This is a genomic window from Paenibacillus kribbensis, assembly GCF_001705305.1.
Taxonomy (GTDB): Bacteria; Bacillota; Bacilli; order Paenibacillales; family Paenibacillaceae; genus Paenibacillus; species Paenibacillus kribbensis_B.
The window spans coordinates 563,234-586,984 of the sequence record NZ_MCBP01000002.1 but is presented as its reverse complement, the minus strand read 5'-3'; the positions used below and the strand labels follow the sequence as shown (position 1 = coordinate 586,984).

Here is a 23,751-nt window from a genome sequence, read left to right as displayed (position 1 = left end):
TTTCCCCCTGATTTAGAAAATGCCAATTTTATCAATGATATTGAGCGTAATGATCCACACTGGAATCATGACGACAGAAGTTATAGTAGATAGAAGCGATGCATTGGAAGTCAGAACGGCTTCCTTATCAAAACTGATCGCATAGGCTGCGGCTACGGTAGCTGTAGGAGTAGCCATCATAATGACAATAGTAGATAAAGCGACAGTATCGACCGACAGAATATGAGATACAGTTAGCAAAGCCAGCAAAACGATGTTAACAATGGGTACAAGCCAAACCTTAACGATGCTGTAATACCAAGACGTCTTGTCCGTAGCTGCCGACTTGAAGCTGATCTCTCCCAATGTCGAGCCAATCGATAACCAGGCTAACGGAGAAGCTAGTCCGGCAAGGTAGGTCATGGGCTTGAACAACCAGACAGCGGTTTGATCAATTCTTAGAAAAGCGAACTGCTGAATGGCCCCATCCTCTGTAGCTACGCTCATCTGTGGCAAATAACCTTGAAACAACCAAACAAACAAGCCTAGAAAAGTGGCGATAACAATCGGATTCAAAAACATGGTTTTGAGGTTTTTAAGCTCCATTTTTAAGCCGCTCATTTTGATATAGCCATAGGAGTATAAGAAAATACGGTAGCCTATATTAAAAATGGAACTGTACATAACTCCGGTAGGACCGTAAATGGCCCCGACAATCGGAATTCCGAAAAAAGTAGTAGAACCGAAAATAGTCAACACCCGCAAAACATCCTGTTTATCCTTGTTGTAACTTAGGAAGAAAGGCTTCGAAATAAAGATGAGAATAATATAGATTAGAATTCCCCATACTAAAACATTCATGCCTTGTTTTAATATTGTAGGATTGATATCCTGCATGAAGGAATTAAAGGCTAGTGCTGGTAGAGCCACGGTTAGAACAACCTTGGATAACAGCTTTCCTACTGCTGCGGTAAAAATCCCCTTCTTGCGACAAAAGAAACCAAGCAGGATAATAAAAACGGTGGAAGCGATAGAACTGACAATATTGTTATCTGTTAAGGTCGCTGTAATCATTTCTAGTAAAGACATAGTTAAAACCCTCTCTTGTACCTTTTTTCACATATATGACGATGCAAAATGTGACGATGCAATTCCCTGATCTTTTGGCCAAAGTAGTTGGTTTGCACCTTTATAGTAAAAAAACTTTGTGAAAAAAAGAACAATATCTAATTAATTTAACTTATGAAACTAATTTAAAAAATTTATACGTTACATCAGATGGGCAAACAGATTAGCAAATAAGAGGTACTCATCAACATACATGCTATAATATAAATCATTAAATCCCACTTAATTAGTGGGTTAAATAGAAAAGACGAGCAGGAGGGGCTACATGAATCCGATACAACATATACTGGACGAATATCCGCTGATCGTGCTGGATGGCGCAATGGCAACTGAACTGGAACGTCATGGGCATGATCTGAACGATAGCTTATGGTCAGCGAAAATCCTCCATGAGCACCCGGAGTCGATCAAGCGTGTACATAGGGATTATTTTGAAGCTGGGGCAGACTGCGCGATTACGGCGAGCTATCAGGCTACCATTGAAGGCTATGTTCAACGGGGTCTGAGCGAAAATGAGGCGCTGGAGCTGATTCAGTCATCGGTGCGGATTGCTGTGCAGGCACGGGATGAATTTTGGGCTGAAGCTGCGACTGCGGCCCATCAGCAGCATCGTCCCAAGCCGCTGGTCGCGGCTTCTGTCGGACCCTACGGGGCGTTTTTGGCGGATGGCTCCGAATATCGCGGTGATTACAAGCTGAGCGAAGAGCAGCTTGTCGAGTTTCACAGACCGCGAATGAAGGCTCTCATTGAGGCCGGGGCAGATATTTTGGCTTGTGAAACGATACCCTGTCTGGTCGAAGCCAAGGCCATTACCAGATTGCTGAAGGAGTTTCCCGGCACATATGCCTGGATCAGCTTTAGTGCAAAGGACGGCCAGCACATCAGCAATGGCGAGTCTGTCGCGGCGTGTGCTGAATGGCTGAGTGAGTATGAGCAAGTTGCCGCTGTAGGGATTAACTGCACTTTGCCGAAGTTCATTCCATCGCTTATTCACGAAATACGCAGCCATACAGATAAGCCTGTGGTGGTGTACCCCAATCTGGGAGAGGAATATGACCCGGTCACCAAAACATGGCACGGCACCACTTGTACAGAGACATTTGGGCAGAGTGCCCGCCAATGGTATGAAGCAGGAGCCCGTCTGATTGGCGGCTGTTGCCGAACTCAGCCCCAGGATATTAAAGAAATAGCGGCATGGTCAAGAGAGGTATAAACGGGGGAGAGTGCAGGTATGGTGAAGGCTATCCCATTAAGGAAGACACCCTCGAATGACCTGAAGGAACAAGCAGGCTGAACCAAGTTGTACTCCAGCAATGGAGAAGCTTGGCTCAGCCTGCTTTTTTTTTATAGTATGAGTACTTTTGGGGCCGGCATCCTTCGCTGCTTTTGCCGATTAGGTCAGCTTTCTGCCAAGCGTTCCAGCAATGCATCACCATTGCGGCTGACCCGAATATAGGCGTAACGAGCGTTCTGCTCAACAGTACGTCCGGTTCCTTCGGGAATGAAATAATTCTCAATACCGTACTGAATACGGGAACCATCCCACCGCCCGTTCAAGACAATCTCATGATTGGCAAGCTTTTCACCTTCCTGGTACAGGCGATTAGCGATGTATACTCCTTGGTTACCCGGCGTGAGGACGACTTTAACCTTGCCTCGCTTCCAGTCCTGCTCCTGAAGAGGGTTCATTGAAGAAGGAGGTGGGGTAGAAATATCGTAGTTCAGTACAACGTAATCGCCTTGCAGCACGGAACGCGGGTCTACAGGAGCCAGCTTGAGCTTAACGGAAGCACCTGTGGCGAGTAAGGTCTCACTTCTGGCGGTTTGATAGCCGATCATGCCCAGTTGCAGCACGATAACGATGACGATGAGCAGCGGGCTGAGACGCATAAAGCTAAAGCTGTGATGATCAGCCTCGGACGCTGCTTTGCCACTATGAGGCGTCCGGCGATCCAGCCACCAGGTAATGCCGAGTGCAAGGACGCCCAGCAGCGCCAGCGTAAACGATTTGTACAATAGCGTCCACAATAAGTCATAGTATTTGAAGCCGATAAAAATAAACCAGAACACGATGCTCGTTATGGCGGCCGATTTTTGTTTTAGACGGATAAAGGCGAAGACCATTCCTGTAACAACCACAAAATAAAAAACATTAATCAGCATATAAGAGTGAGGAAAGACATCCTCGAAAAACGTCGCCCAAAACAGGAACAACAAACTGAAAAATAATGAGCTATCCCGGAGATGCTCTCGTAAACCTGCTTTGAATACAAAGTAGCTTATCCCATATAACACGGCATTGACGAAGAAGAGAGCAAAGATAATAAACTCATAGGTCCAGTTCCACCGTTCCCATTCCTGAAACTGCTGAAATAAAATGGTCGCCAGATTCAGGTTCACAAAGACGTAGGCAACAAAGAGCTGCCGTTTCCCCCTGGAGCGAAACCATCCCGCGATAGAAACGAACAGAAACAGCACCGAAAGCAACGTCTGATCTGACCATAGAATGGCTGCCCAGCCTGTAATATAGCTGATCGTAAGCAGGGTATAACGTATGACAGAATCCAGCCTGGATTCCGGAATAACAATCATCGAAAGCATAAGCAGCAAAGACACACCCAACAGTACATATTCGGTGTGGTTTACATTCGCGGTAATGGTAACCAGCCCGATCAGAGATATACTGCCGATCAGTACTCCGACCACCTTAATCATGCGGGATACGGCTTTGCTGATCCATTCACCGCCGCGTTCCTCGGGAACCGCTGTTTCAGCCGCCGATGCACTGGGGTCCGGTGACGATTTGCCCAAGTGGTTTAAATAACGGAAAAACCAGACATTACCTGTCAGCAGCAGCGCCACAAAAATCAAACCAAAAACAAAGAACAGAGAAGAGGAGTACGCCTCTGCCAGTTCGATAAATTTAAAGACAGCAAAGGCAGAGGCCGCCAATGCATTCAAGGTCAGCAGCGTTTTGCTCAGTCGAATCTTAATGAATACATAAAATCCCATAGCAATCACAGCGATGCACGGTATGTTCATGACAAGACCGTATTCATCCAATGCAAAAGAATTAGTCATGGTCAGCAAGGCTATATGGAAGACGATAAAGCTTATATATTTTAGCGGTATAGAGCTTAGACGGCGCAGGAACGTGAATAGAAACAACCCCAGATTGACCAGTGCGAATACCCCGGCTATGGACAGTGATTCCAGCTCGCTGTAAGACGCGTTTTGCATCGTCGGATAAAAATAAAGCCATAAGCCGAGATGGATCAGTACATAGGACAGCACGTAAAAAGGATTGTAACGGGTAATCCAGCTAAGCAGCAGAGCCGGAACGGACCAAATCAAAAACAACCCGTAGCTGTCCGCATGGGAATTGTAAATTTGACCGAGCAACGCCACGGAGACGCCAAAGGCTATACAGCCAGCTACCAGAAATATATTGGACAGAAAAGCTTGTTGACCGGGAACGGCGCGTATACGTGCAAATACAAAGGATAAGCCGTAGAACAGAACAATAAGCGCAGCAGCCAGCACAATTTTGACCGTCCTATCCAATCCACCCCAATTAGAGGCAAAGAAATAAATGATCGCGGCCAGTACCAGTGAGATGCCCAGCAGATAGCCCGTACGTATCGCATTGAATCGCAGCATGAAATTCACGTACCTTTCCTGTTGGTTTGATGCTTATTATAGCGTTGAAAGGGCTGAGAACCAAGTGCGAATTAGGATCAGGTCATTAAGCATTGGCGGTACGAATCTCTTGCCGGGACTGATGCCGGAAGCGATACTCACGTGGCGGAATTCCTGCTGTTTTCTTGAATGCCTTGGAGAAGGTGGATAAATCGGTGTAACCGATGGATTGGGCAATGATTGACAAGTTGTAAGTCGTCTGCTCCAGTAATCTTTTGGCTTCGTCAATCTTGAGGTTTTGCAAATACTTGGCGGGAGAGATGAGGAAGGTAGAATGAAATTTGCGTGAAAAATGCGCACGGTCCACTCCTACATGCTCGGCAATTTGTTCAATGGTAATGCGATCACAGTAATGCATATCAATGTAATCCTTCCCCTGTTGGAGCCAATAATCAGAGCCTACAAAGCTGCGAAGCGCGTCAGACGTGTTCCGGGACAGCTCCTCGAAAATCTGATGGAGTGTAATCAGGCGGGCTAGATCGCTGCCCTGTCTATTGCTGTCATGTACAATGGAAAACAGGTTGGAGATCAGTTCGAGAATTTCCTCGCTCACTGCGTTAGCCATAAAAGGTGAAGAAGGCTTAATTCCGATCCGTTCCAGTAGCGCCAGGGACTTGGGTCCTTCAAAGGCAATCCATACCTTTTGCAGCGGGTTCGCCTGATCCGTGTAATATTCATGTGCATGATGCGGAAAGAAACAGAATAAATCGGACTTTTGGACACGCTGACTTTTGTGCTGGTAAATAAACTCTGCCTGACCTTCAAGCACAAAAATGAAATAAAAATAGGGCACAGCCTTAGGGCCCACATGACAGCTGGTTTTCGAAATATCCATCCCGAGTCGGACTGGCCATATGGCACTGGATTTTTCCAGTTCGGTAGCTGTGAAGTAATGGTCTTCCACGATGTCGAAGTGATCTTCATTTTTTACTTTTTTCATAATACGTCACCTCTCCTTTGGTGGAGATAAGGGGATTTTGAGTTTATTGTATATAAAGGAAAGAATAATTACAAGTTAATTCATAGGAATTTGGGGTTATTAAGATAGAACAGAGCTCCTTATGCGGTATCAGCATAAAAGGTGATGGCCCCCGGTAGGTATGACAAAAGCTCCATGGCCTGGTGGAGACAAGCCGTGGAGCTTTAAGAGTCGAACTATATGTTTAGCCTGTGTTTATACGTTTAGAATTCCTTCTCTTGGAGTAACGTTAAAGGCTTTGGCCAGATCGGCCAATTCCTGATCCGTAATCCGTTGCTGAATATCATGGTGAGCAATGAGCATATAAATTTGCGCTGCCTTTTCAATCGTTTCAATCAGGCCAAACGCTTCATCAATTGAGCTGCCTGTTCCGAAAATGCCGTGATGAGGCCATAATACGGCGTGATGATCCTTCATTTTCTTTGCCGTTTCGCGGCCGATTTCACTGGAACCCGGCACCATCCAAGGGATCACACCGATACCATCCGGAAAGACGACGATGCATTCGGTACACATTTCCCACAGGGTTTTGGTGAACTGGTTTTCATTCAGGCTATGAATGAACGTCATCGCAATGACATGAGTGGCATGATTATGGATCACGACACGATGGTTAGGATCAACCTTCAAGCGCTCAATGTGACTCATAAAATGCGAAGGCAATTCGCTGGTAGGCACCGCATTATCCTTGAGACCCCACAAGAGTTCCAATTGTTCACCATCCTGGGAGACACGAAGGACACCCAGATTGGCTTCAGGATCGGCAATGACGTTCTTAAAATATTTGCCTGATCCGGTGACGATAAAATATTTGCCAGCCAGCTCATTCACTGGAAAAGCAGGTTTGATCGTACGGATAACCTGATGGATATCCATATATTTTGCAACCTCAGCTTCATCCAGAATATAACTTACATTTCCTCCGTTGCGTTCATCCCACCCGAATTTCCACATGTTTTGTGTAATCTCCGCCATCTCGCGAACGAATGGGATATCGAGCCCTGACTTTCGTTCTTTTTGGTTCTCCAGCACAGTAGTCATGGATAATCTCTCCCTTTGTATGATATAAAATACAAGCCTATCAATGCAGTAGTTACCGTTTCAGCAGTTATCGTTTCAACAGTACTTGTTGTTCATAATCTTTCGCTTCGGTCAGCCATTCCTCACGAACAGGAACACCGTTTTGAGCGCAATAGTAATCCCATACGGCACCGAACGGATACGATTTAAATTCCTCAACCAGGGCAAGGCGAGTCGTGAAGTCTCTTTCCTCCTCTGCCTTTTTTAGCTCCTCAATCGGTTCCAGCATGGCGCGAAGCAGTGCTTTGATGGTGTTGCGTGTTCCGATAACCCATGCCGCCACATGGTTGATGCTGCCATCAAAGAAATCCAGGCCGATGTGGGTTCGGGAAAGCAAATCCCCGCGAACCAGCTCACGGGCAATGTCGAGCAATTCGTCGTCCATCGTCACGACATGGTCGCTGTCCCAACGAACCGGTCTGCTGACGTGGAGCAATAATTGATCGGTAAACATGAGCACGGAGGACAGTTTGTTCGAGATGACCTCCGTTGGATGGAAATGACCGGCATCGAGACAGATGGATTTGCCGCGTGTCAGGGCGTAGCCCATATAAAATTCATGTGAGCCGACGACATAGCTTTCTGAACCGATGCCGAACAGCTTGCTTTCAACCGCATCAATGTTGTATTCTTCGCTGATTTCCTCGCTGAAAATTTCGTCCAGCGCATCGCGCAGACGTTCTCTTGGAGCCAGGCGGTCAACCGGGGCATCCTTGTAACCATCCGGCATCCAGTGATTTGTAACACAGGGCTGACCGAGTTCCTTGCCAAAATACTCGGCAATTCTGCGTGATTTTTTGCAGTGTGTAATCCAGAAATCACGAATTTCCGGGTCCTTGTGGCTCAGTGTGAAGCCATCCTCCGCTTTGGGATGGGAGAACAGGGTTGGATTAAAATCAAGCCCAAGTCCTTGCTGTTTGGCCCAATCTACCCAGTTCTCAAAATGGCGTGGCTCCAGTTGATCCAAATCCACCTGCTCTGTCGTATCCGCATAGATAGCGTGCAGATTGACCTTATGCTGACCTGGAATGAGCGATAGGGCCTTTTCCAAATCCTGACGCAGCTCAGCTGGCGTTCCTGCTCTGCCCGGGTAGCTGCCCGTTACCGCAATTCCCCCGCTCAGCTGTTTGTCCTTAAACAGGAATCCCTGCACATCGTCTCCCTGCCAGCAGTGTAGTGATATTTTGATCTCTGAAAGCTTGCGTAAAACGTCATCCACCTGAATACCGTGGCGGGCATACAGCTTTTTCGCTTCGTTATAACTGGCTTCAATGGCTTCGTTCATGGCTTTGCTCCTTTATTAAGATATCTGAGTAGTGGACATGGTTTGTCTCTTAAGGTGTTCCCAGCGATCCAGCAGCTCTTTCGAGCCTTCCAACAATTGCGGCTTATAGAGGCGAGTCGGGAAGGATTGGGCAATGACTCTGCCAGCAGCTTTGAGGTCTTCAAGGGCACCGGAACTGATTAATTGCACGATAATATTACCGATAGCTGTAGATTCAGAAGGACCTGCTAGAACCTCAATTTCCAAAAGATCGGCTGTTAGCTGGCATAATAATTCGTTGTTGGCGCCTCCGCCGACAATGTGCAATTTGGCAACCGTTTCGTCTGTTAAACGTTGCAGCTCATGTAAGGCATCCCGGTAGCTTAAGGCCAGACTGTCAAAAATACAGCGGGCAAGCGCACCCGGTGTCCGGGGGATAGGCTGCCCCGTGTCTTCGCAGAATCGCTGAATCTCAAGGGTCATGCTATCCGGATTTAAGAATGAGGACTGGTTGCAGAGGACGAGACTGGCAAACGGTGTTTCTGCTGCAGCCAGTTGGGCCAATTCGGCAAAGCTGTGTGCGAAGCCACCCTCTCTTCTCACCTCCTGAATCATCCACAAGCCCATAATGTTTTTCAGAAAACGGTACGTACCGTAAGCGCCCCACTCATTGGTGTAGTTCGCCTGCATGGCTGCCTTGGTATTTAGAGCCTCGGATCGTTCCATTCCCAGCAGTGACCACGTTCCGCTGCTGATATAAGCCCAGGATTCCTCACGCTGTGATGGAACACCTGCAACAGCTGATGCGGTATCGTGCGTAGGCACAAGAATGATCTGACAGTCCGGAAGATCGTACCTTTGAACAAGCTCCGGCAAAAGGGAACCCAGAACCCGTCCCGGCTCGGCAAGCTCTGAAAATTGATCGCGCCGGAGCTGGAGCAGGGACAGCAGGTCTTCATCAAACTCCCGGGTGTCCACGTTGAGAAGCTGCATCGTGGATGCATTTGTCATTTCATTGACCATAATGCCTGTAAGGCGGTAGTACAGATAGTCAGGCACCATCAATATTTTATCCGCCTGGGCAAGCTGTTCCCGATCATGGACGAACAGTTGATATAACGTATTAAAGTTGAGTTCCTGAATGCCTGTTTTCTCATATACATCTTCTCGACTGATGAGCTGGTGCAGCCTGTCGGGCGCGTGGAGGGTGCGTGCATCCCGGTAAGCGTATACCTCATGAATGCGGTTACCTTCCTTATCAAGCAGCACGTAATCTACAGCCCATGTATCAATGCCGAGCGTACAGGAATGAATCCCGTTCTGTTTAGCTTTTTGCAAGCCTTGAATAATCTCATCAAACAGATCGTCGATATTCCAGTAATCATGTCCGTCCCTTTCGGTAAAGGAGTTGTTGAACCGATGAAGCTCTTGCAAATGAAGCTGGTCACCTTCCAGAGTTGCACTCACGAGTCTTCCACTTGAAGCTCCAATATCAACAGCAAGATAATTATTCATATCCAATCTCCTAGCATGGATAAAATCCCGGCAGCCTGAAAGTCTGCCTTTAATTTCTTAACTAACTCCATACTACTTCCGTTTATCTGTGTAGTCAACATAAACGGAAGTATATTTTTTGGTTTTATTTTTGTTTTTAAAATTATATATAAAATTGAATGTTGTTTTGTGTGGGTTTCCGTTTTTTACTATCTGTTTTCTACCATATATTTACCTTAAATAGAAGGTGATGCGCTTTACCGATTTTCAAATTGTGGAAGGTTCTTCAGGTGCCGCTATCTGTATGAAAAATAGTCTTGAAACCGCCAGCCAGAGGGTGTAGTATACAAGATATCAATTTCATATGACTCGTATAATATTGGGGATATGGCCCAAAAGTTTCTACCGGATGACCACTGCAATCGTCCGACTATGAGTGATAGCGCATCGGCTTCGGATGAATGCGGACATTTATTTGTGCCCCAATCCGTCAAGGGACGATAATCCCAAGGACAGGCTTCACTTGAGAAACAACTCAAGGGAGCTTGTCCTTTTTTGGTTTTGGCAGGTTTTATTCTATTTTCAGGTACAGAAGGAGCGATAGCGGCGTAATGAAAGCTTTGGAGGAACGTATTCGTCAAGAAGGACAGATTTTATCCGATACCGTATTAAAGGTAGATTCTTTTTTGAATCATCAGGTGGATACAGCGTTGGCATTGGAAATTGGCAAGGAATTCGCACGCCTGTTCGGCAGTGCCCCGATTACCAAGGTGCTTACGATTGAAGCAAGTGGTATTCAATTTGCCATGGCTACAGCCATTGCATTAGGTGTCCCGTTCATTTATGCAAAGAAGAAGAAGGCAATCACGCTGAATGAGCAGGTATACTTCGCTGAGGTTCATTCGTTCACACGGCAGGAAACCTATCAGGTGAGCATTTCCCAAAAATATCTGAATGCCAGCGACCATGTGCTGATCGTGGATGATTTTCTGGCTACTGGCGCAGCCTTGGTTGGGCTTACGGATATTGTGAAGGAAGCAGGAGCGGAGCTGGCCGGGGTTGGCTGCGTCATCGAAAAGAGCTTTCAGGAAGGCCGCGGGCTATTGGAGCAAAGAGGCATTGCTGTACGTTCTCTTGCGCGTATTGCTTCCATGGCACCGGGCGAGGTTCATTTTATAGAGGAAGCTGATGCGGTGATTCCTCCCGTTAAGGAGAATGTGGGATGTTAAGCAAACAAAAGTTATTTGCGCTGGGCTTCCAGCATGTCATGGCGATGTACGCCGGAGCGATTGCCGTTCCTCTGATCGTAGGAGGAGCGTTGCACCTGACGCCAGCCCAAATGGCCTATCTGGTAGCCGCCGATCTGTTCACCTGTGGGATTGCCACGTTGTTACAGATTATGGGTACACGGTTTTTTGGCAGTAGATTACCGGTCATCTTAGGTTGTACGTTCACGGCGGTCGGACCACTGATCGCAATTGCCTCGACCTCGAATTTAGCGACAGCGTACGGGGCCATAATCTTGTCCGGTATATTCGTGGTGCTTGCGGCGCCGCTGTATGGCAAGCTGCTTCGTTTTTTCCCGACCGTGGTTACCGGCTCGGTCGTGACCATTATCGGTCTGTCCCTCATTCCGGTAGCGATGAACAATGTAGCAGGCGGACAGGGCAGTGCAGATTTTGGACAGCCGCGTAATTTACTGCTGGCGTTGGTTACACTGCTGGTTATTCTGCTTGTAAATCGAGTGGGCAAGGGCTTTTTGCGCTCGATTTCCGTACTTATCGGTTTGTTTGCGGGTACTGTGGTCGCATATGCGATGGGAATGGTGCATTTTGCTCCTGTGGCGGACGCCTCATGGGTGAGTGTGGCGCAGCCGTTTTATTTTGGCAAGCCGGAGTTTAGCATTATGGCGGTATGTACGATGATTATCGTCAATATTGTCAGCATGGTCGAATCTACGGGGGTTTATTTGGCAGTAGGCAAGGCGATTGATCAGAAGGTGGAGCAGAAGCAAATCGTCAATGGACTTCGTTCCGAAGGACTTGCGATTATGCTGGGCGGGATTTTTAATGCGTTCCCTTACACGGCCTTCTCGCAAAATGTCGGTCTGATTTCTCTGACTCGCGTCAAATCGCGTAACGTTATTTTTGCAGCAGGGAGCATCATGGTTGTTCTCGGATTGTTGCCCAAGCTGGCTGCCTTGACGACCGTCATTCCGAATGCCGTGCTGGGCGGGGCGATGATCGTCATGTTCGGTTCGGTCGCTGCATCTGGCATGTCCATTTTGTCAGAAGTGGACCTGCGGAAGGAAAGCAATCTGTTGATCGCGGCGTGCAGTATTGCTGTGGGGCTAGGCTCTGCCGTTCTGCCGCAAATGTTCGACCAGTTGCCGAGCTTTGCCAAAATGCTGCTGCAAAACGGCATCGTTTCGGGCTCGATTACAGCGATTGTGCTGAACATCGTTTTGACGAGAAAACAGGGTGATTCGGTCAAGGGTGTAAATGTGGCGGAGGTTCCGCAGAAGGTTGGATGATTAGAAATGGGTAAAGAGAGCCGGAGAGAGGACGTAAGCCTCTTTTTCCGGCTTTTTGGCATAGGATTATTCAAAACGGATTATTTGTTCAGCAGCATGAAGTTATTGATAAAACCCTCTTCCTGTATGAAGATTGGGGTTTGGATTTTTGATGTGAAATCATAATAATATACACCGCGCCCTTCCTCCTGATTTTTCTGGGAGGCACTGCCTAAATAGTAGATGCCCTTGCCGTCCGGGGACATATAGATAAAGCTCCGGGACGAAATGGGGAGTTCAAGCTTGGTGCGTTTGCCAGTAGCAATATCCACAAGACTATACTCGGGATTACCGTGATTAATGAAACGAGCAGTTACCAGGAGCAATTGATCATTACTGCTGGACATTGATAGGATTTGTTCGTTTTTTAGTGTGATGACAGATCTTTCTTGTTTGGTGATGTTATTGATTTCTGTAACCCTGTAGTCCGGAGGGACCATAGTAGCCTGTTTCTTGGTTGCGATGTCTCTTTGTTTATCTCGTCCATTTTCAGAAAATTGGGAAATGTAAGTTGCGCTTTTGCTAGGGTTGTAAGATACAGACCAAGTATTCATATCCTGATTTTCATCATGCAAGAACTGCATTGTATGAGTTGATTTATTGTAGAAAATGGTTTTAAGTGTACGTTCCCCTCTTTTGACGGCGGCTAGAACGAGTGGACCTTCTGGAGTAGTTGGTACTATACGATTAATCGCAAACAAATTATCGGATAATTGTTCGATTTTTTTTGAATTTAAATCGTACGAAAATAGTTGGTCTCCCTTATCAGCAACATCAGCAGAGTAATAAATCTTGTGATCAGGTAAGGACACCACAGAAAGTGGGTATTGAGAGGTATAAGGAACATCGGCCAGTTTGGTCATTTTTTTACTGCTTAAGTCATACGTCATGACCCGCATAACCATGCCTTTTTCTGTATTTTTTCCATTCACATATTCTGTATAGGTCATGGATAGATATTGGCCTTGTCCGACTGGAGCTGTCTTTTCACCTGATTGGATTTGTTTCGATGGAATTGGTTCTGTTGCTGGAGTAGAAGATGGAGAGCAGGAAGATAACAGAGCTGGAACGAGCAAGGAAAGTATAAAGAAGCGAAAGCTGTTTATTCTCAAAAGGATACATCCTTTCTAAGATGAAGGATTTACTAATATTTTTACTGCGTAGTAGCGCTAAAGTTAACTCTTAGTTGGTTTATATACTAGAAGAATTTGCTAGAGTGGTAGGAAGAGGAATGGTATACAAATTTCGGAACAAGCGAAAACCCACCGCGTAATTAGGTTGGCCCCTAACGGTGGGTTTCGTTTGCATTAACATTCAGTTATGCAGCGCGCCGTGGTGGTGATCCACAGCCTTTCAAATCCTAAGAGTCTTTGCCGTTGGCGCGGCGAAGGCTCTTTTTTAGTATATGGACACGGTGGGTATCTATATACCTAATTTTAGCATGTTCATTTCGTGCATGCAACGGAAAGCCATAGCTCTGATTCTTGTCATATCATTAAAATTTAAAATATTACACAACATTTGTTGACAAGCCAGTAGCAACAAAATAAGATAGTCCTAAATCGTAATATAAAGGAATAAAGGAAGAAAACAGGTGTGAGCCGAACTTTCCACATACAGGTTTTTTTGAAGCCTTGTAGTGGTGGGTTACGTGTTCGCTTAAAAGGGAAGTTCGGTACATTCCGACACGGACCCGCCACTGTATACAGGCATCAGCAGGGGACTGCTGGAGCTTTCAGAACAGCCACTGGAACTGTGAAGAACCGGGAAGGCCTGAAAGATACGCCTGGAGTCAGGAGACCTGCCTGTTTTAACATCACTGTCAGACCCACGGGATGCTGGGGAGGTGGTTAGGCGTGCTGCATACGGAATGTCTGAAACCGACCGATCCCCTTTTTTAGAGGGTGCAGAGGGTGAGCTTTGGCATTTTATAATGAAAGCATTTCTGACTGCTGATCATGCGGTCGGGGATGCTTTTTTCGCGTTAGGTTATATGATTTTACAAGATAGAGGGGGATTCATGGAATGATAAGCAATCGTAAAAGGAACTCACGATTTATATGTACGGGACTGCTGCTGCTTATGGCCGTTATGGCTCTGGCGGCATGCTCCACATCCAATCAAACGGCGGACTCTACCAAGAACGGACAGACACCCACTGAGCAGAGCTCAGCGGATAAAAAGCTGGTGATGGCGTACACATGGAAACCGTCAGGCGTTGACCCGCACGGAGATAATAGCTGGGATGTCATGCGGTCTGGTGCAGGTGAGACCCTTGTCCGTTTGAATGAAAAGCTGGAGCCTGTGGCTTGGCTGGCGAAAGGATGGAAGCAGAATAGCCCTACCGTCTGGACGTTCAGCTTGCAGGATCAGGTTACTTTTCATGATGGAAAAAGTATGGATGCAGCCAGCGTCAAGGCTTCACTGCTCCGTTCTATTGAAAAAAGCCATCTGGCGAAGGATTTGCTGGATGTGAAGTCCATTGATGTAAGCGGCCCGCTGGCGTTGAAGATCACGACAAACCAGCCGAACGCGGCGCTGGTATCCAATCTGGCCGATCCGTCGACGATTGTGCTGGATGTAGCGTCTATGAAAGATGAGCAGAGCTATCCTGCGATGACAGGTGCTTTTAAAATCAAAGCGTTCAACAAGGATCAATCACTGGTCGTAGAACGCTATGACGGATATTGGGGAGAGAAGGCTCGGCTGGCTGAAGCGACCATGAAGTTCATTACGGATGGCAATTCGCGCCTGATGGCGCTGCAATCCGGCGAGGTGGACGTAGCAACGGATATTCCGGTGGATAACGCGGAGGTGTTGAAAAAGAACGACAAGCTGCAGGTGCTGTCGGCACCTTCCTTGCGCACCCATATGATCGTGTACAATATGGAGTCGCCTGTGTTCAAAGACGCAGCGAACCGCAAGGTTGTGGACAGTCTGATCCCACGCGCATCCATTGTGAGTGCGGTCATGAGAGGCTTTGGTACGGAGGCAAGCAGTCCGTTCCCGAGCATTCTTCCTTTTGGCAAGGTTGAGCGTAAAGCACTGGACGGAACACCGGAGCAACTGCTGACAAGGGATGGCTGGCAAAAGGACGCCCAAGGCACATGGGCCAAGCAAGGCAAACCGTTCGAGGTTACGCTGCTGACCTTCCCTCAGCGCCCCGAGCTCTCCGTGATGGCTGAGGTCATCCAGAGCCAATTGCTGAAAGAGGGTATCCAGGTCAAGATTCGCAAGGTGGAAAATATCGACGAGGCATTAACCAAAAACGATTGGGATTTTGCCATGTATAGTATGCTGACGGCCCATACAGGGGAGCCGCAATATTTTATGGATACCTTTTATTCCTCGAAAAGCGAAGCTAACGTGAGCCGATATGTCTCCAAACCGCTGGAGGACATTCTTGGCAGGTTGAAGCTGGCAAAGAATACTGCAGAGCGCAATGGGTTGACGTTGCAAGCATTAGATATCATTAATACGGATTTGCCGCAGTCGTTCATTGTGCATCCTGACAATGTATTTGGTGTGAAAAAAGGGGTAGAGGGCTTTACGCCCCATCCGATCGAGTATTACTACATTACAGCGCAATCCGATATTGCGAAATAGCAGGCTGTGTATCCTATGATTCGTTTTATTCTGGAACGTGCGGCGCAGCTGGTCATCATTGTATTCGCTGTCTCCACGGCGACTTTTGTGCTGATGAGACTAGCCCCGGGAGACCCTGCTACCATTTTGCTTACTGCGCATAATGTACCTGCCTCTGAGGAGGCGTTGACGGCACTGCGGAAGGAGCTGGGCTTGAGCGAGCCGCTTCATATTCAGTATGTAAACTGGCTGCGGGACGTGTTCACAGGGCATTGGGGCACCTCGTATGTATCCAAAGAGTCGGTGCTGGCCGAGCTGTGGAGCAGACTGCCTGCTACTGTAGAGCTGGCTTTGGCCGGATTTGCCGTGATGACCGTGCTAACTCTGGGGATGGGACTGGCCGCCTCGGTCAAATCCAGCGGCCCGCTGGATCGTCTGAGCAGAATTTTGGCCCTGTTGGGCTCATCCATTCCCTCCTTTTGGCTTGGCTTTCTGTTGATCTATTTGTTTTCCGTTTGTCTGGGCTGGCTTCCATCCATGGGCAGGGAGGACTGGACACATCTGGTGCTTCCAGCCCTGACGCTTGGCGCAGGTTTGGGGGCCGTACAAGCTCGTGTGCTGCGTGCGCAAATGCTGGAGCTGAGCGATCGGAATTTTGTGAAAGCGGCGAGAGCCAGAGGCTTCTCACGTATGCATATTTTGTTTTTTGAGGTATTTAAGCATGCTATTCTGCCCATTATTACGCTGTTAGGTACGAATCTGTCATTTATGCTTGCAGGTAATGTTATCGTAGAGACCATTTTTTCATGGCCGGGCTTGGGCAAGTATTTTATAGATGCGATTTCGCAGCGGGATTACCCTGTGATTCAAGGGTATGTTATTTTTGCTGCATTTTTAATTGTAGGCGTTCAGTATTTGGTAGATGTGGTCCAGACGGCGATAGATCCGAGGCTGCGTTTGCGTTAGGGGAGGAAGCTGGAAATGAAAAGGATACGGCTTTCCTACAAAGGAAGCTTGCTGACTGGCGGTGTGCTGTTTGGCTTGATCGTGCTGCTCGGGGTACTGGCTCCGTGGGTTGCTCCTCATGATCCTCTGAATGTAGACCTTATGAACCGTCTGGCCCCACCTAGCCGGGAATATCCCTTTGGTACAGATCACCTGGGGCGGGATGTACTGTCACGACTCATTTACGGGATTCGGACGAGTGTGCTAATTGCGTGCGCGATTACTGTGGCTACGCTGAGTGTCAGTCTACCGATAGGCTTGCTCATTGGCTATGTACGTGGGCGTGTGGATCAGCTGATCATGCGAGGAATCGACGGCGTGCTGGCTTTTCCCGATATTATTTTGACGGTGGCGATTGTGGGGATTTTGGGCCCGGGTTTTGTTAACATGACTTTGGCTATTATTGCGGTACGGTGGGCAGGCTATGTCCGCTATATCCGCAGTCTGGTTCAAAAAGCCTGTCAGGAGGACTATGTGCGATATGCCCGTTTATCCGGCAATTCACACGTACGCATACTGAGACGTTACGTATTGCCACAAGTGTTGCCGCAGTTGGTTGTTTATGCGGTATGGGATATCGGGCGCGTGGTGCTGATGATTGCCGGGCTCTCCTTTCTTGGACTGGGTGTACAGCCGCCCAAGCCAGAGTGGGGTGTGATGCTGCATGATGCAACCTCGTATTTTCAGGTGGCTCCGCATGTCATGATTTTCCCGGGCTTGGCGATTATGCTGTTTGTGCTTGCGTGCCAGCTGCTGGGTGACCGCTTTTCAGAAAAGGGGGCGGCGAAATAGTGGAGGATCGGGCAAACATTGGTCGAAAGGATACGATAGAGCGAGTGGACGGGCGAAAACCACTGTTACACGTGGAACATTTGGAGATATGCCGCACAGGTGCAGGAACAGCCATTGGGACCATTAACCATCAACCGCTGCTGCGAGATGTGAGCTTTTCCGTATATCCGGGTGAAATTGTGGCTCTGACCGGGCCAAGCGGATGCGGCAAGAGCCTGACTGCACACGCAATCGCAGGCATGCTGGAGCCGGGGATCAGTGTTACGCAAGGGCATATTTACTATAACGGGGAGGACATCGTCCCGTTCCATGAACGGCGCTGGCAAAGGCTGCGCCGCGAGGATATTGCGCTGCTCATTCAACAATCGCTGAGCGGGTTGAACCCGATCCGTACCGTGCGCACACAGTTGACGGATACGTTGAGGCTGCACGGGCGGCGCCAGCTACTGCAAGAACAGAAGGAGCCGGGGCACGCTGATGCTCATACTGCCCCGTCCTTCGCTGCACCGCGGCAAGCTGCCCTACAGGGCGCGCTGCCCTGGATGAGACGGATGATAAGCCGTGCCACGGAGCTAGCTGGGGGCCGTGCTACGCAACCACACGAGGCGTATCTACACGCTCTGCTCAGCAAGGTCGGGTTTGCGGACCCGGAGCACATATTGTCGTCGTATCCGTTTGAGCTAAGTGGAGGAATGTGCCAAAGAGTGCTGCTGGCAGCCATGTTAAGCTCCGGTCCGCGCCTCTTTATTGCTGACGAGCCAACTACGGCGCTGGATGTCATCAACCGGGACAAGGTTTTGGCATTGCTCCAGCAGCTGAGAAAGGACTTCGATCTCACCATTTTGTTGATTTCTCATGACCGTCAGGGCATGGACCGTGTAGCGGATCGCGTATTGGAAATGAGGTCGGAAGGAAGGATGCACGAATGTTACTGGAATTGAAGCAAGTGACCAAAACTTATCCTGTCCGCAGACGGAAAAAAGGCTGGTTTAGCAAGCAAGATAGCGAGCAAGCCGCCGTGAAGCAGGTAAGTCTTGAATTACAGCGGGGAGAATGTCTCGGACTGGTTGGCGAAAGCGGAAGCGGCAAAAGTACGCTGGCACAATGTATCATGAGGCTGGAACCGTTGACCTCGGGGGAGATTTGGCTGGATCGTCAGCCCATTCATGCTGGAAAGGTGAAGGATGTTCATTTATATAAAAGAATCCAGTTGGTCACGCAGGACTCGTCTTCCTCACTGCATCCCCATATGACCATTCGCGATATTTTGCTGGAGCCGATCCGTAACTATTTTCCTGAGCGAAAAGCGCAAGCGCTGGATATTTGCCTGTCCCTGCTGGAATCGGTAGGATTGGAGGCCGGAAGTCTGGAGAAATACCCATCGCAGCTAAGCGGCGGGCAAAAGCAGCGGGTATGCATCGCTCGTGCACTGGCGGTGGAGCCGGAAATTATCCTGTTTGACGAATCCGTCGCCAATCTCGATGTGGCAACGCAGTCCTCCGTACTCGATTTGCTCAAGAAAGTCCAGATAGAACGTCAGTTATCCTACCTTTTCATCACTCATGATCTTCAATCCACCCGTCCGTTTTGTGATCGGATTGCCGTTATGTATCAGGGTGAAATCGTGGAAATATTCAAGGATTGGGATGAAGACCTGTTACAGCATGAATACACTCACACCTTGTTTCAAACGTTGGTGGAATGATCCATCTATCTCAAATTATACAAATTTAAAATAAATTTGACCTTTTCTTGCCGAATATTGTTGACAAAATAAGATGTGCTACCTATTCTTAATATGATTATGATAATCATTATCACATATATAGAAAAGGGGAAAACCATTGATGTCCGTTCGACACCGCAAGACTGCCACCCTTATGCTGGTTGCAATCCTCTTATTATCCGTTATTTTGGGTTGCGCGAAGCAGGAGGATACACCTGCATCCACCTCAACTGACGGAGCTGCCAATGAAAAGTCGATCACGCTATCGTGGCCGCGCGACATTGGTACGATGAATCCTCACGTATATAATCCTTCCCAGCTTTTTGCACAATCCATGATTTATGAGCCGTTAGTCAGCTACAAGCAAGGAGGCAAGCTGGAGCCTGCTTTGGCTGAATCCTGGACGATTTCCAAGGACGGCAAAACATATACGTTCAAGCTTCGCAAAGGTGTGAAATTTTCAGATGGAACACCGTTCAACGCAGCTATTGTCAAAAAGAACTTTGACGCTATTATGAAAAATGATAAGACGCACAACTGGCTTGGTGTGGTAGGTGTTCTCGACAAAACGGAAGCCGTAGATGACAGCACCTTCCGTATGACGCTCAAGGAGCCGTATTATCCGGTAATTCAGGACTTGTCCGTCGTTCGTCCGTTCCGCTTTTTGGGTGAAGCCGGGTTCCCGGATGATGGAGACACGTCCAAAGGCATCAAGAAACCTGTAGGTACAGGGCCTTGGATGCTGGATGAATACAAGCAGGATGAATATGCAACCTTTAAGCGTAATCCAAATTATTGGGGCACTGCACCGAAGGTCGATAAAATTATCGTAAAAATCATTCCCGATAGTGAGACACGTGTAATGGCCTTTGAGAAAGGCGATTTGGATCTGATTTACGGAGAAGGTGTCATTAGTCTGGATGCCTTCAAGCAGCTTCGCGACACGGATAAGTATGTTACCAAGCTGTCCGAGCCTGTCGGCACAAGAAGCCTGCTGCTCAATTCGTCCAATCCCAAGCTGTCAGACCTCCGCGTACGGTTGGCCCTCCAGCATGGCTTTAACAAGCAGGCGATGGTGGAAGGCGTGACCTCGGGGCTGGAGGAAAAAGCGGATACGGTTTTGTCCAAAAACTATCCGTATACGAATGTAGACTTACAGCCTGTTGACTATGATGTGGAAAAATCCAAAGCGCTGCTGGATGAGGCCGGCTGGAAGTTGCCCGCTGGCGGTACGGTGCGGGAGAAGGATGGACAGCAGCTCGATTTTGAGCTGATTTTTGATAAAACCGATCCGATCCAAAAGGCGATGGCTGAAACCATTCAGGCGGAATGGGGAGAGCTGGGTGTTAAAGTGAACCTGACCGGGCTGGAGCTGACGGTTCAAATCAAGCGCCTTAGATCCAACCAGTTTGACCTGTACTTCTGGTACAACTATGGTGCGCCTTATGATCCGCATTCCTTTATTAACGTCATTGCCAAGAAGAGCTTCGGGATTTCCGAGGTGCTGAGCGCTCTTCCGATGAAGAAGGATCTGGATCAGCAAGTACACGAAGCACTCTCATCGACAGATGAAACCAAGCGCCAAGAGCTGTATGCTTCGATTCTGAAGACGCTTCAGGAGCAATCTGCCATTGTGCCTATTTCATATATTAAGAAAACTGCGGTATATCAGAAAAAGATTACGAATTTTGTATTCCCGGCCAATCGGGATGAAAATCCGTTTGATGGAATTGAAATCGGAAAGTAGTTGAAACTGAAGGGTAACGTTCGTTTACAGAAGAGGAGGACAACTCATGATCGGCTATATTGGGAAACGAATGATAGCGGTCATTCCTATTGTTCTCTTTGCCACTCTCGTTACCTTTGCACTCATTCATATTTCACCGGTTGATCCGGCCGAGGCCTATTTGACAGCAGCTCACATCTATCCGACTCCGGAAATTCTGGAGCAGAAGCGGCATGAATTCGGGCTGGATCAGCCTTTGCTGACACAGTATATGCAGACGCTGCAAAGAATCAGTCGGCTGGACTTCGGCACTTCATACCTTACGAACAAGCCGGTGTGGGATGAGGTGAAGGTTCGGCTGCCTGCCACTGTCGAGCTGGCCTTGAGCAGCATGGCGCTATCCATCGTGGTGAGTATCCCGCTGGGCGTGCTGGCGGCGATACGTAAAAATGGCTGGATCGACATGCTTAGTCGAGGGATTTCATATGTTGGAGCGTCTATTCCCCAATTCTGGCTGGGATATCTGTTGATTTTCTTTTTCTCCGTCCGGCTGGACTTGCTGCCTGTAGAGGGGCGGGGGACGTGGCAGCATTTGGTGCTCCCCACGTTGACCCTATCGTTCGTTCTGATTGCTCTATATACGCGCCTGCTGCGCTCCAGTGTATTGGAGCAGCTTCAGGAAACGTATGTGCAGTATGCCAGAACCAGAGGAATTCGTGAACGTATAATTATGCTCAAGCATGTGCTCAAAATTGCCATTGCCCCGCTGATTACGGGTATGGGCATGAATCTGGGCAAGCTGCTGACCGGAACGATTATTGTGGAGCAGGTGTTTTCATGGCCCGGTTTTGGCCGATATTTTGTGGAAGCGATTTTTAACCGGGATATTCCCGTCATACAATGCTATGTGTTTTTGGCGGCATGCCTGTTCATCGTATGCAATTTGCTCGTTGATCTGGTGCATTTGTATATGGACCCCCGAATTTCAGCGAAGGGACGAGCAGAGCAGTGATGACAAGGTTGCGTACAATGTTCAAGGGTCAAAAAGTAATCGTGGTCTGCTCTGTCGTGCTGGCGGCTCTTTTCATCATTATGGCGATAGCCCCGTGGCTGGCTCCCCATGATCCGGTTAAAGTCAATTTATTGCACAAGCTGGAAGGACCTTCGAAGGAATACTGGCTGGGAACTGATCATTTGGGTCGGGACAATCTGTCCCGACTGCTATATGGAGCGCGGATTTCACTCGGCTTTGCGACATTGATTTTCCTGTCCTCGCTTGGCATCGGTGTCGTGATTGGATCGGTTGCAGGTTATGTGGGCGGCTGGGTCGATAGTGTGCTAATGCGGTTTTGCGAAGGGGTTATGGCGTTCCCGAATTTGGTGCTTGTGCTGGGTATTGTTGGTATTTTTGGGCCGGGTCTGATGCAGGTGCTGCTTGCCTTGATGATGGTGCAGTGGGTGTATTATGCCCGAATGTGCCGCAATATGGTCGTTAGTCTGAAAGAGCGGAATTTTATAGCGGCGGCAAGGATCAGCGGCTCCTCCTCAGGAGCCATTATCCGGAGGCATATCATTCCCAATGTGCTGCGGCCGATTGTGGTCATGGGTACGCTGGAGATGGGCTGGGCGATCATGGATATTTCCGCGTTGTCTTTCCTCGGTCTGGGTATCCAGCCGCCGACTCCCGAGTGGGGAGCGATGATTCATGAGGGAACAGGATACATCCGCAGTCATCCGGAATTAATGATCTATCCGGGCGTCATGATTCTGGTAGTGGTCATGGCCTTCAATATATTGGGAGAGGCGCTGTCAGACCGATACGGAATTTCCAAACGTCAGTAAAACAGGAGTGAGAACAACGATGGATGACGGGGCGAAGTCGAAGGTGCTGGAGGTCCGCGGCTTGCAGGTGAAGCTCCAAACGGGTACAGGGACAGTCCCTCTGCTGGAGCCGATTGATTTTGAACTGAAAAAAGGGCAGGTACTGGGTCTTGTTGGCGAGAGTGGAAGCGGCAAAACGGTGACCTGCAACGCCCTGCTTCAGCTGCTGGATCACCAGACGATGGACGTAAAAGGCAGTGTCCGTCTGAACGGGCGTGAGTTGAATGGAATGGCGGCCGAGGAGATGCGGCGTATTCGCGGCAAGGAAATCGCGTTGATTATGCAAAATCCGATGAATGCTTTTACGCCAGTGTATACGATCGGGGCTCAGTTTATGGAAACCATCCGCACTCATACCGAATTGACCACACGACAGGCCCGTGATCTTGCCATAACAGCTTTGGAAAAGATGAATTTGCCCGAACCGGCCAGGCTGTTGAAGCGATATCCGTTTCAGCTCAGCGGGGGAATGCTGCAACGCGTCATGATTGCCATTTCCATGTGCCTGCGGCCAGCGGTGGTGATTGCGGATGAACCGACAACGGCGCTCGATGTCGTGAATCAGCTACAAGTGTTGAGAGAGCTGGATCGCTTGCGTACGGAATACGGCACTTCCGTTTTGCTGATCTCGCACGATCTGGGGGTCATTTCGCAAATGGCAGATGAAGTGGCTGTCATGCAGCAGGGACGTATTGTCGAGCAGGCGGAGGTCCATCGGCTGTTCAATCAGCCGCAGCATGAATATACGAAAATGCTGCTGGATGCCAGGCCCAAGTTGTCCCTGCGGGACATGAATCAGGCAGGCGGTTAGTCGCCTGTGGATGGTTACACATTCAATAGG

General features: G+C 48.5%; 20 protein-coding genes and 2 riboswitches. Of the genes, 13 read left to right on the top strand and 7 right to left on the bottom strand.

Annotated elements, in window-relative coordinates; genetic code table 11:
- Positions 1 to 12: 12 nt before the first annotated feature.
- Positions 13 to 1,068: an AEC family transporter gene (locus BAZ21_RS05840; RefSeq protein WP_068497952.1), complete on the bottom strand. Its 1,056-nt coding sequence runs from the start codon at positions 1,066 to 1,068 to the stop codon at positions 13 to 15.
- Positions 1,069 to 1,372: 304 nt separating this feature from the next.
- Between BAZ21_RS05840 and mmuM the strand changes: the two genes are divergently transcribed.
- Complete coding sequence (gene mmuM, locus BAZ21_RS05835; protein WP_068497950.1) at positions 1,373 to 2,320, top strand: homocysteine S-methyltransferase; 948 nt, start codon at positions 1,373 to 1,375, stop codon at positions 2,318 to 2,320.
- 185 nt (positions 2,321 to 2,505) lie between these two features.
- On the opposite strand, the gene BAZ21_RS05830 is transcribed toward mmuM, so the two are convergent.
- From BAZ21_RS05830 to rhaB, 5 genes are all read right to left on the bottom strand, one after another.
- The gene (locus tag BAZ21_RS05830) at positions 2,506 to 4,767 is read right to left on the bottom strand and encodes a GDYXXLXY domain-containing protein (protein WP_176718105.1); all 2,262 of its coding nucleotides are present in this window, start codon (positions 4,765 to 4,767) and stop codon (positions 2,506 to 2,508) included.
- An 85-nt stretch (positions 4,768 to 4,852) separates the two neighbouring features.
- Positions 4,853 to 5,749: a helix-turn-helix domain-containing protein gene (locus tag BAZ21_RS05825; RefSeq protein WP_068497947.1), complete on the bottom strand. Its 897-nt coding sequence runs from the start codon at positions 5,747 to 5,749 to the stop codon at positions 4,853 to 4,855.
- A 231-nt stretch (positions 5,750 to 5,980) separates the two neighbouring features.
- Entirely contained in the window at positions 5,981 to 6,826 is an 846-nt protein-coding gene (gene rhaD / locus BAZ21_RS05820; protein WP_068497945.1) for a rhamnulose-1-phosphate aldolase, read from the bottom strand.
- Positions 6,827 to 6,893: 67 nt separating this feature from the next.
- Positions 6,894 to 8,150 (bottom strand): L-rhamnose isomerase, encoded by a 1,257-nt coding sequence (gene rhaA / locus BAZ21_RS05815; protein WP_068497943.1) that lies wholly within the window; start codon positions 8,148 to 8,150, stop codon positions 6,894 to 6,896.
- Positions 8,151 to 8,165: 15 nt separating this feature from the next.
- Positions 8,166 to 9,644, bottom strand: a complete 1,479-nt coding sequence (gene rhaB / locus BAZ21_RS05810) for a rhamnulokinase (protein WP_068497941.1) — start codon at positions 9,642 to 9,644, stop codon at positions 8,166 to 8,168.
- Between the two features lie 328 nt (positions 9,645 to 9,972).
- Positions 9,973 to 10,076: riboswitch (purine riboswitch) on the top strand.
- Between the two features lie 158 nt (positions 10,077 to 10,234).
- On the opposite strand from rhaB, the gene BAZ21_RS05805 reads away from it, so the two are divergent.
- Both BAZ21_RS05805 and BAZ21_RS05800 read left to right on the top strand, forming a co-directional pair.
- The gene (locus BAZ21_RS05805; protein WP_068497940.1) at positions 10,235 to 10,852 is read left to right on the top strand and encodes a xanthine phosphoribosyltransferase; all 618 of its coding nucleotides are present in this window, start codon (positions 10,235 to 10,237) and stop codon (positions 10,850 to 10,852) included.
- Complete coding sequence (locus BAZ21_RS05800; protein WP_068497938.1) at positions 10,846 to 12,156, top strand: nucleobase:cation symporter-2 family protein; 1,311 nt, start codon at positions 10,846 to 10,848, stop codon at positions 12,154 to 12,156. Before BAZ21_RS05805 ends, BAZ21_RS05800 begins: the two co-directional genes overlap by 7 nt.
- Positions 12,157 to 12,236: 80 nt before the next feature.
- On the opposite strand, the gene BAZ21_RS05795 is transcribed toward BAZ21_RS05800, so the two are convergent.
- Positions 12,237 to 13,307, bottom strand: coding sequence for a hypothetical protein (locus BAZ21_RS05795; protein ID WP_068497936.1), 1,071 nt, complete (start codon positions 13,305 to 13,307; stop codon positions 12,237 to 12,239).
- A gap of 515 nt (positions 13,308 to 13,822) precedes the next feature.
- Positions 13,823 to 14,018, top strand: a riboswitch (cobalamin riboswitch).
- 47 nt (positions 14,019 to 14,065) lie between these two features.
- Between BAZ21_RS05795 and BAZ21_RS28860 the strand changes: the two genes are divergently transcribed.
- The 10 genes from BAZ21_RS28860 (at position 14,066) to nikD (ending at position 23,721) form a co-directional block, all read left to right on the top strand.
- Positions 14,066 to 14,224, top strand: a complete 159-nt coding sequence (locus tag BAZ21_RS28860; protein ID WP_176718104.1) for a hypothetical protein — start codon at positions 14,066 to 14,068, stop codon at positions 14,222 to 14,224.
- A complete protein-coding gene (locus BAZ21_RS05790; RefSeq protein ID WP_068497934.1) occupies positions 14,221 to 15,801 on the top strand; it encodes an ABC transporter substrate-binding protein in 1,581 nt (526 codons plus the stop codon). Before BAZ21_RS28860 ends, BAZ21_RS05790 begins: the two co-directional genes overlap by 4 nt.
- Before the next feature lie 15 nt (positions 15,802 to 15,816).
- Entirely contained in the window at positions 15,817 to 16,746 is a 930-nt protein-coding gene (nikB, locus tag BAZ21_RS05785) for a nickel ABC transporter permease (RefSeq protein WP_068497932.1), read from the top strand.
- 15 nt (positions 16,747 to 16,761) lie between these two features.
- The gene (gene nikC, locus BAZ21_RS05780; protein WP_068497930.1) at positions 16,762 to 17,577 is read left to right on the top strand and encodes a nickel transporter permease; all 816 of its coding nucleotides are present in this window, start codon (positions 16,762 to 16,764) and stop codon (positions 17,575 to 17,577) included.
- Positions 17,577 to 18,518, top strand: a complete 942-nt coding sequence (locus tag BAZ21_RS05775) for an ATP-binding cassette domain-containing protein (RefSeq protein WP_068497929.1) — start codon at positions 17,577 to 17,579, stop codon at positions 18,516 to 18,518. Before nikC (BAZ21_RS05780) ends, BAZ21_RS05775 begins: the two co-directional genes overlap by 1 nt.
- The gene (locus tag BAZ21_RS05770) at positions 18,503 to 19,282 is read left to right on the top strand and encodes an ABC transporter ATP-binding protein (RefSeq protein WP_068497926.1); all 780 of its coding nucleotides are present in this window, start codon (positions 18,503 to 18,505) and stop codon (positions 19,280 to 19,282) included. The genes BAZ21_RS05775 and BAZ21_RS05770 overlap by 16 nt, the downstream gene beginning before the upstream one ends.
- Positions 19,283 to 19,424: 142 nt before the next feature.
- Positions 19,425 to 21,050 carry a nickel ABC transporter substrate-binding protein gene (nikA, locus tag BAZ21_RS05765; RefSeq protein ID WP_068497925.1) on the top strand — a complete coding sequence of 542 codons (1,626 nt, stop codon included), beginning with the start codon at positions 19,425 to 19,427 and terminating at the stop codon, positions 21,048 to 21,050.
- Positions 21,051 to 21,096: 46 nt separating this feature from the next.
- Complete coding sequence (gene nikB / locus BAZ21_RS05760) at positions 21,097 to 22,041, top strand: nickel ABC transporter permease subunit NikB (protein WP_068497923.1); 945 nt, start codon at positions 21,097 to 21,099, stop codon at positions 22,039 to 22,041.
- On the top strand, positions 22,041 to 22,871 hold the full coding sequence (gene nikC / locus BAZ21_RS05755) for a nickel ABC transporter permease subunit NikC (RefSeq protein ID WP_068497921.1): 831 nt from the start codon (positions 22,041 to 22,043) through the stop codon (positions 22,869 to 22,871). Before nikB (BAZ21_RS05760) ends, nikC (BAZ21_RS05755) begins: the two co-directional genes overlap by 1 nt.
- Before the next feature lie 19 nt (positions 22,872 to 22,890).
- Complete coding sequence (nikD, locus tag BAZ21_RS05750; protein ID WP_068497919.1) at positions 22,891 to 23,721, top strand: nickel import ATP-binding protein NikD; 831 nt, start codon at positions 22,891 to 22,893, stop codon at positions 23,719 to 23,721.
- Positions 23,722 to 23,751: the final 30 nt, after the last annotated feature.

Excerpts from the sequence above, each read along its gene's own strand:
- BAZ21_RS28860 (WP_176718104.1), top strand. The coding sequence starts at position 14,066 with ATGTCTGAAACCGACCGATCCCCTTTTTTAGAGGGTGCAGAGGGTGAG.
- BAZ21_RS05840 (WP_068497952.1), bottom strand. The coding sequence starts at position 1,068 with ATGTCTTTACTAGAAATGATTACAGCGACCTTAACAGATAACAATATT.
- BAZ21_RS05830 (WP_176718105.1), bottom strand. The coding sequence starts at position 4,767 with ATGCTGCGATTCAATGCGATACGTACGGGCTATCTGCTGGGCATCTCA.
- BAZ21_RS05770 (WP_068497926.1), top strand. The coding sequence starts at position 18,503 with ATGTTACTGGAATTGAAGCAAGTGACCAAAACTTATCCTGTCCGCAGA.
- BAZ21_RS05800 (WP_068497938.1), top strand. The coding sequence starts at position 10,846 with ATGTTAAGCAAACAAAAGTTATTTGCGCTGGGCTTCCAGCATGTCATG.
- rhaD (WP_068497945.1), bottom strand. The coding sequence starts at position 6,826 with ATGACTACTGTGCTGGAGAACCAAAAAGAACGAAAGTCAGGGCTCGAT.
- rhaA (WP_068497943.1), bottom strand. The coding sequence starts at position 8,150 with ATGAACGAAGCCATTGAAGCCAGTTATAACGAAGCGAAAAAGCTGTAT.
- nikB (WP_068497932.1), top strand. The coding sequence starts at position 15,817 with ATGATTCGTTTTATTCTGGAACGTGCGGCGCAGCTGGTCATCATTGTA.
- nikD (WP_068497919.1), top strand. The coding sequence starts at position 22,891 with ATGGATGACGGGGCGAAGTCGAAGGTGCTGGAGGTCCGCGGCTTGCAG.
- nikB (WP_068497923.1), top strand. The coding sequence starts at position 21,097 with ATGATCGGCTATATTGGGAAACGAATGATAGCGGTCATTCCTATTGTT.
- nikA (WP_068497925.1), top strand. The coding sequence starts at position 19,425 with ATGTCCGTTCGACACCGCAAGACTGCCACCCTTATGCTGGTTGCAATC.
- rhaB (WP_068497941.1), bottom strand. The coding sequence starts at position 9,644 with ATGAATAATTATCTTGCTGTTGATATTGGAGCTTCAAGTGGAAGACTC.
- nikC (WP_068497930.1), top strand. The coding sequence starts at position 16,762 with ATGAAAAGGATACGGCTTTCCTACAAAGGAAGCTTGCTGACTGGCGGT.
- nikC (WP_068497921.1), top strand. The coding sequence starts at position 22,041 with ATGACAAGGTTGCGTACAATGTTCAAGGGTCAAAAAGTAATCGTGGTC.
- mmuM (WP_068497950.1), top strand. The coding sequence starts at position 1,373 with ATGAATCCGATACAACATATACTGGACGAATATCCGCTGATCGTGCTG.
- BAZ21_RS05790 (WP_068497934.1), top strand. The coding sequence starts at position 14,221 with ATGATAAGCAATCGTAAAAGGAACTCACGATTTATATGTACGGGACTG.
- BAZ21_RS05805 (WP_068497940.1), top strand. The coding sequence starts at position 10,235 with ATGAAAGCTTTGGAGGAACGTATTCGTCAAGAAGGACAGATTTTATCC.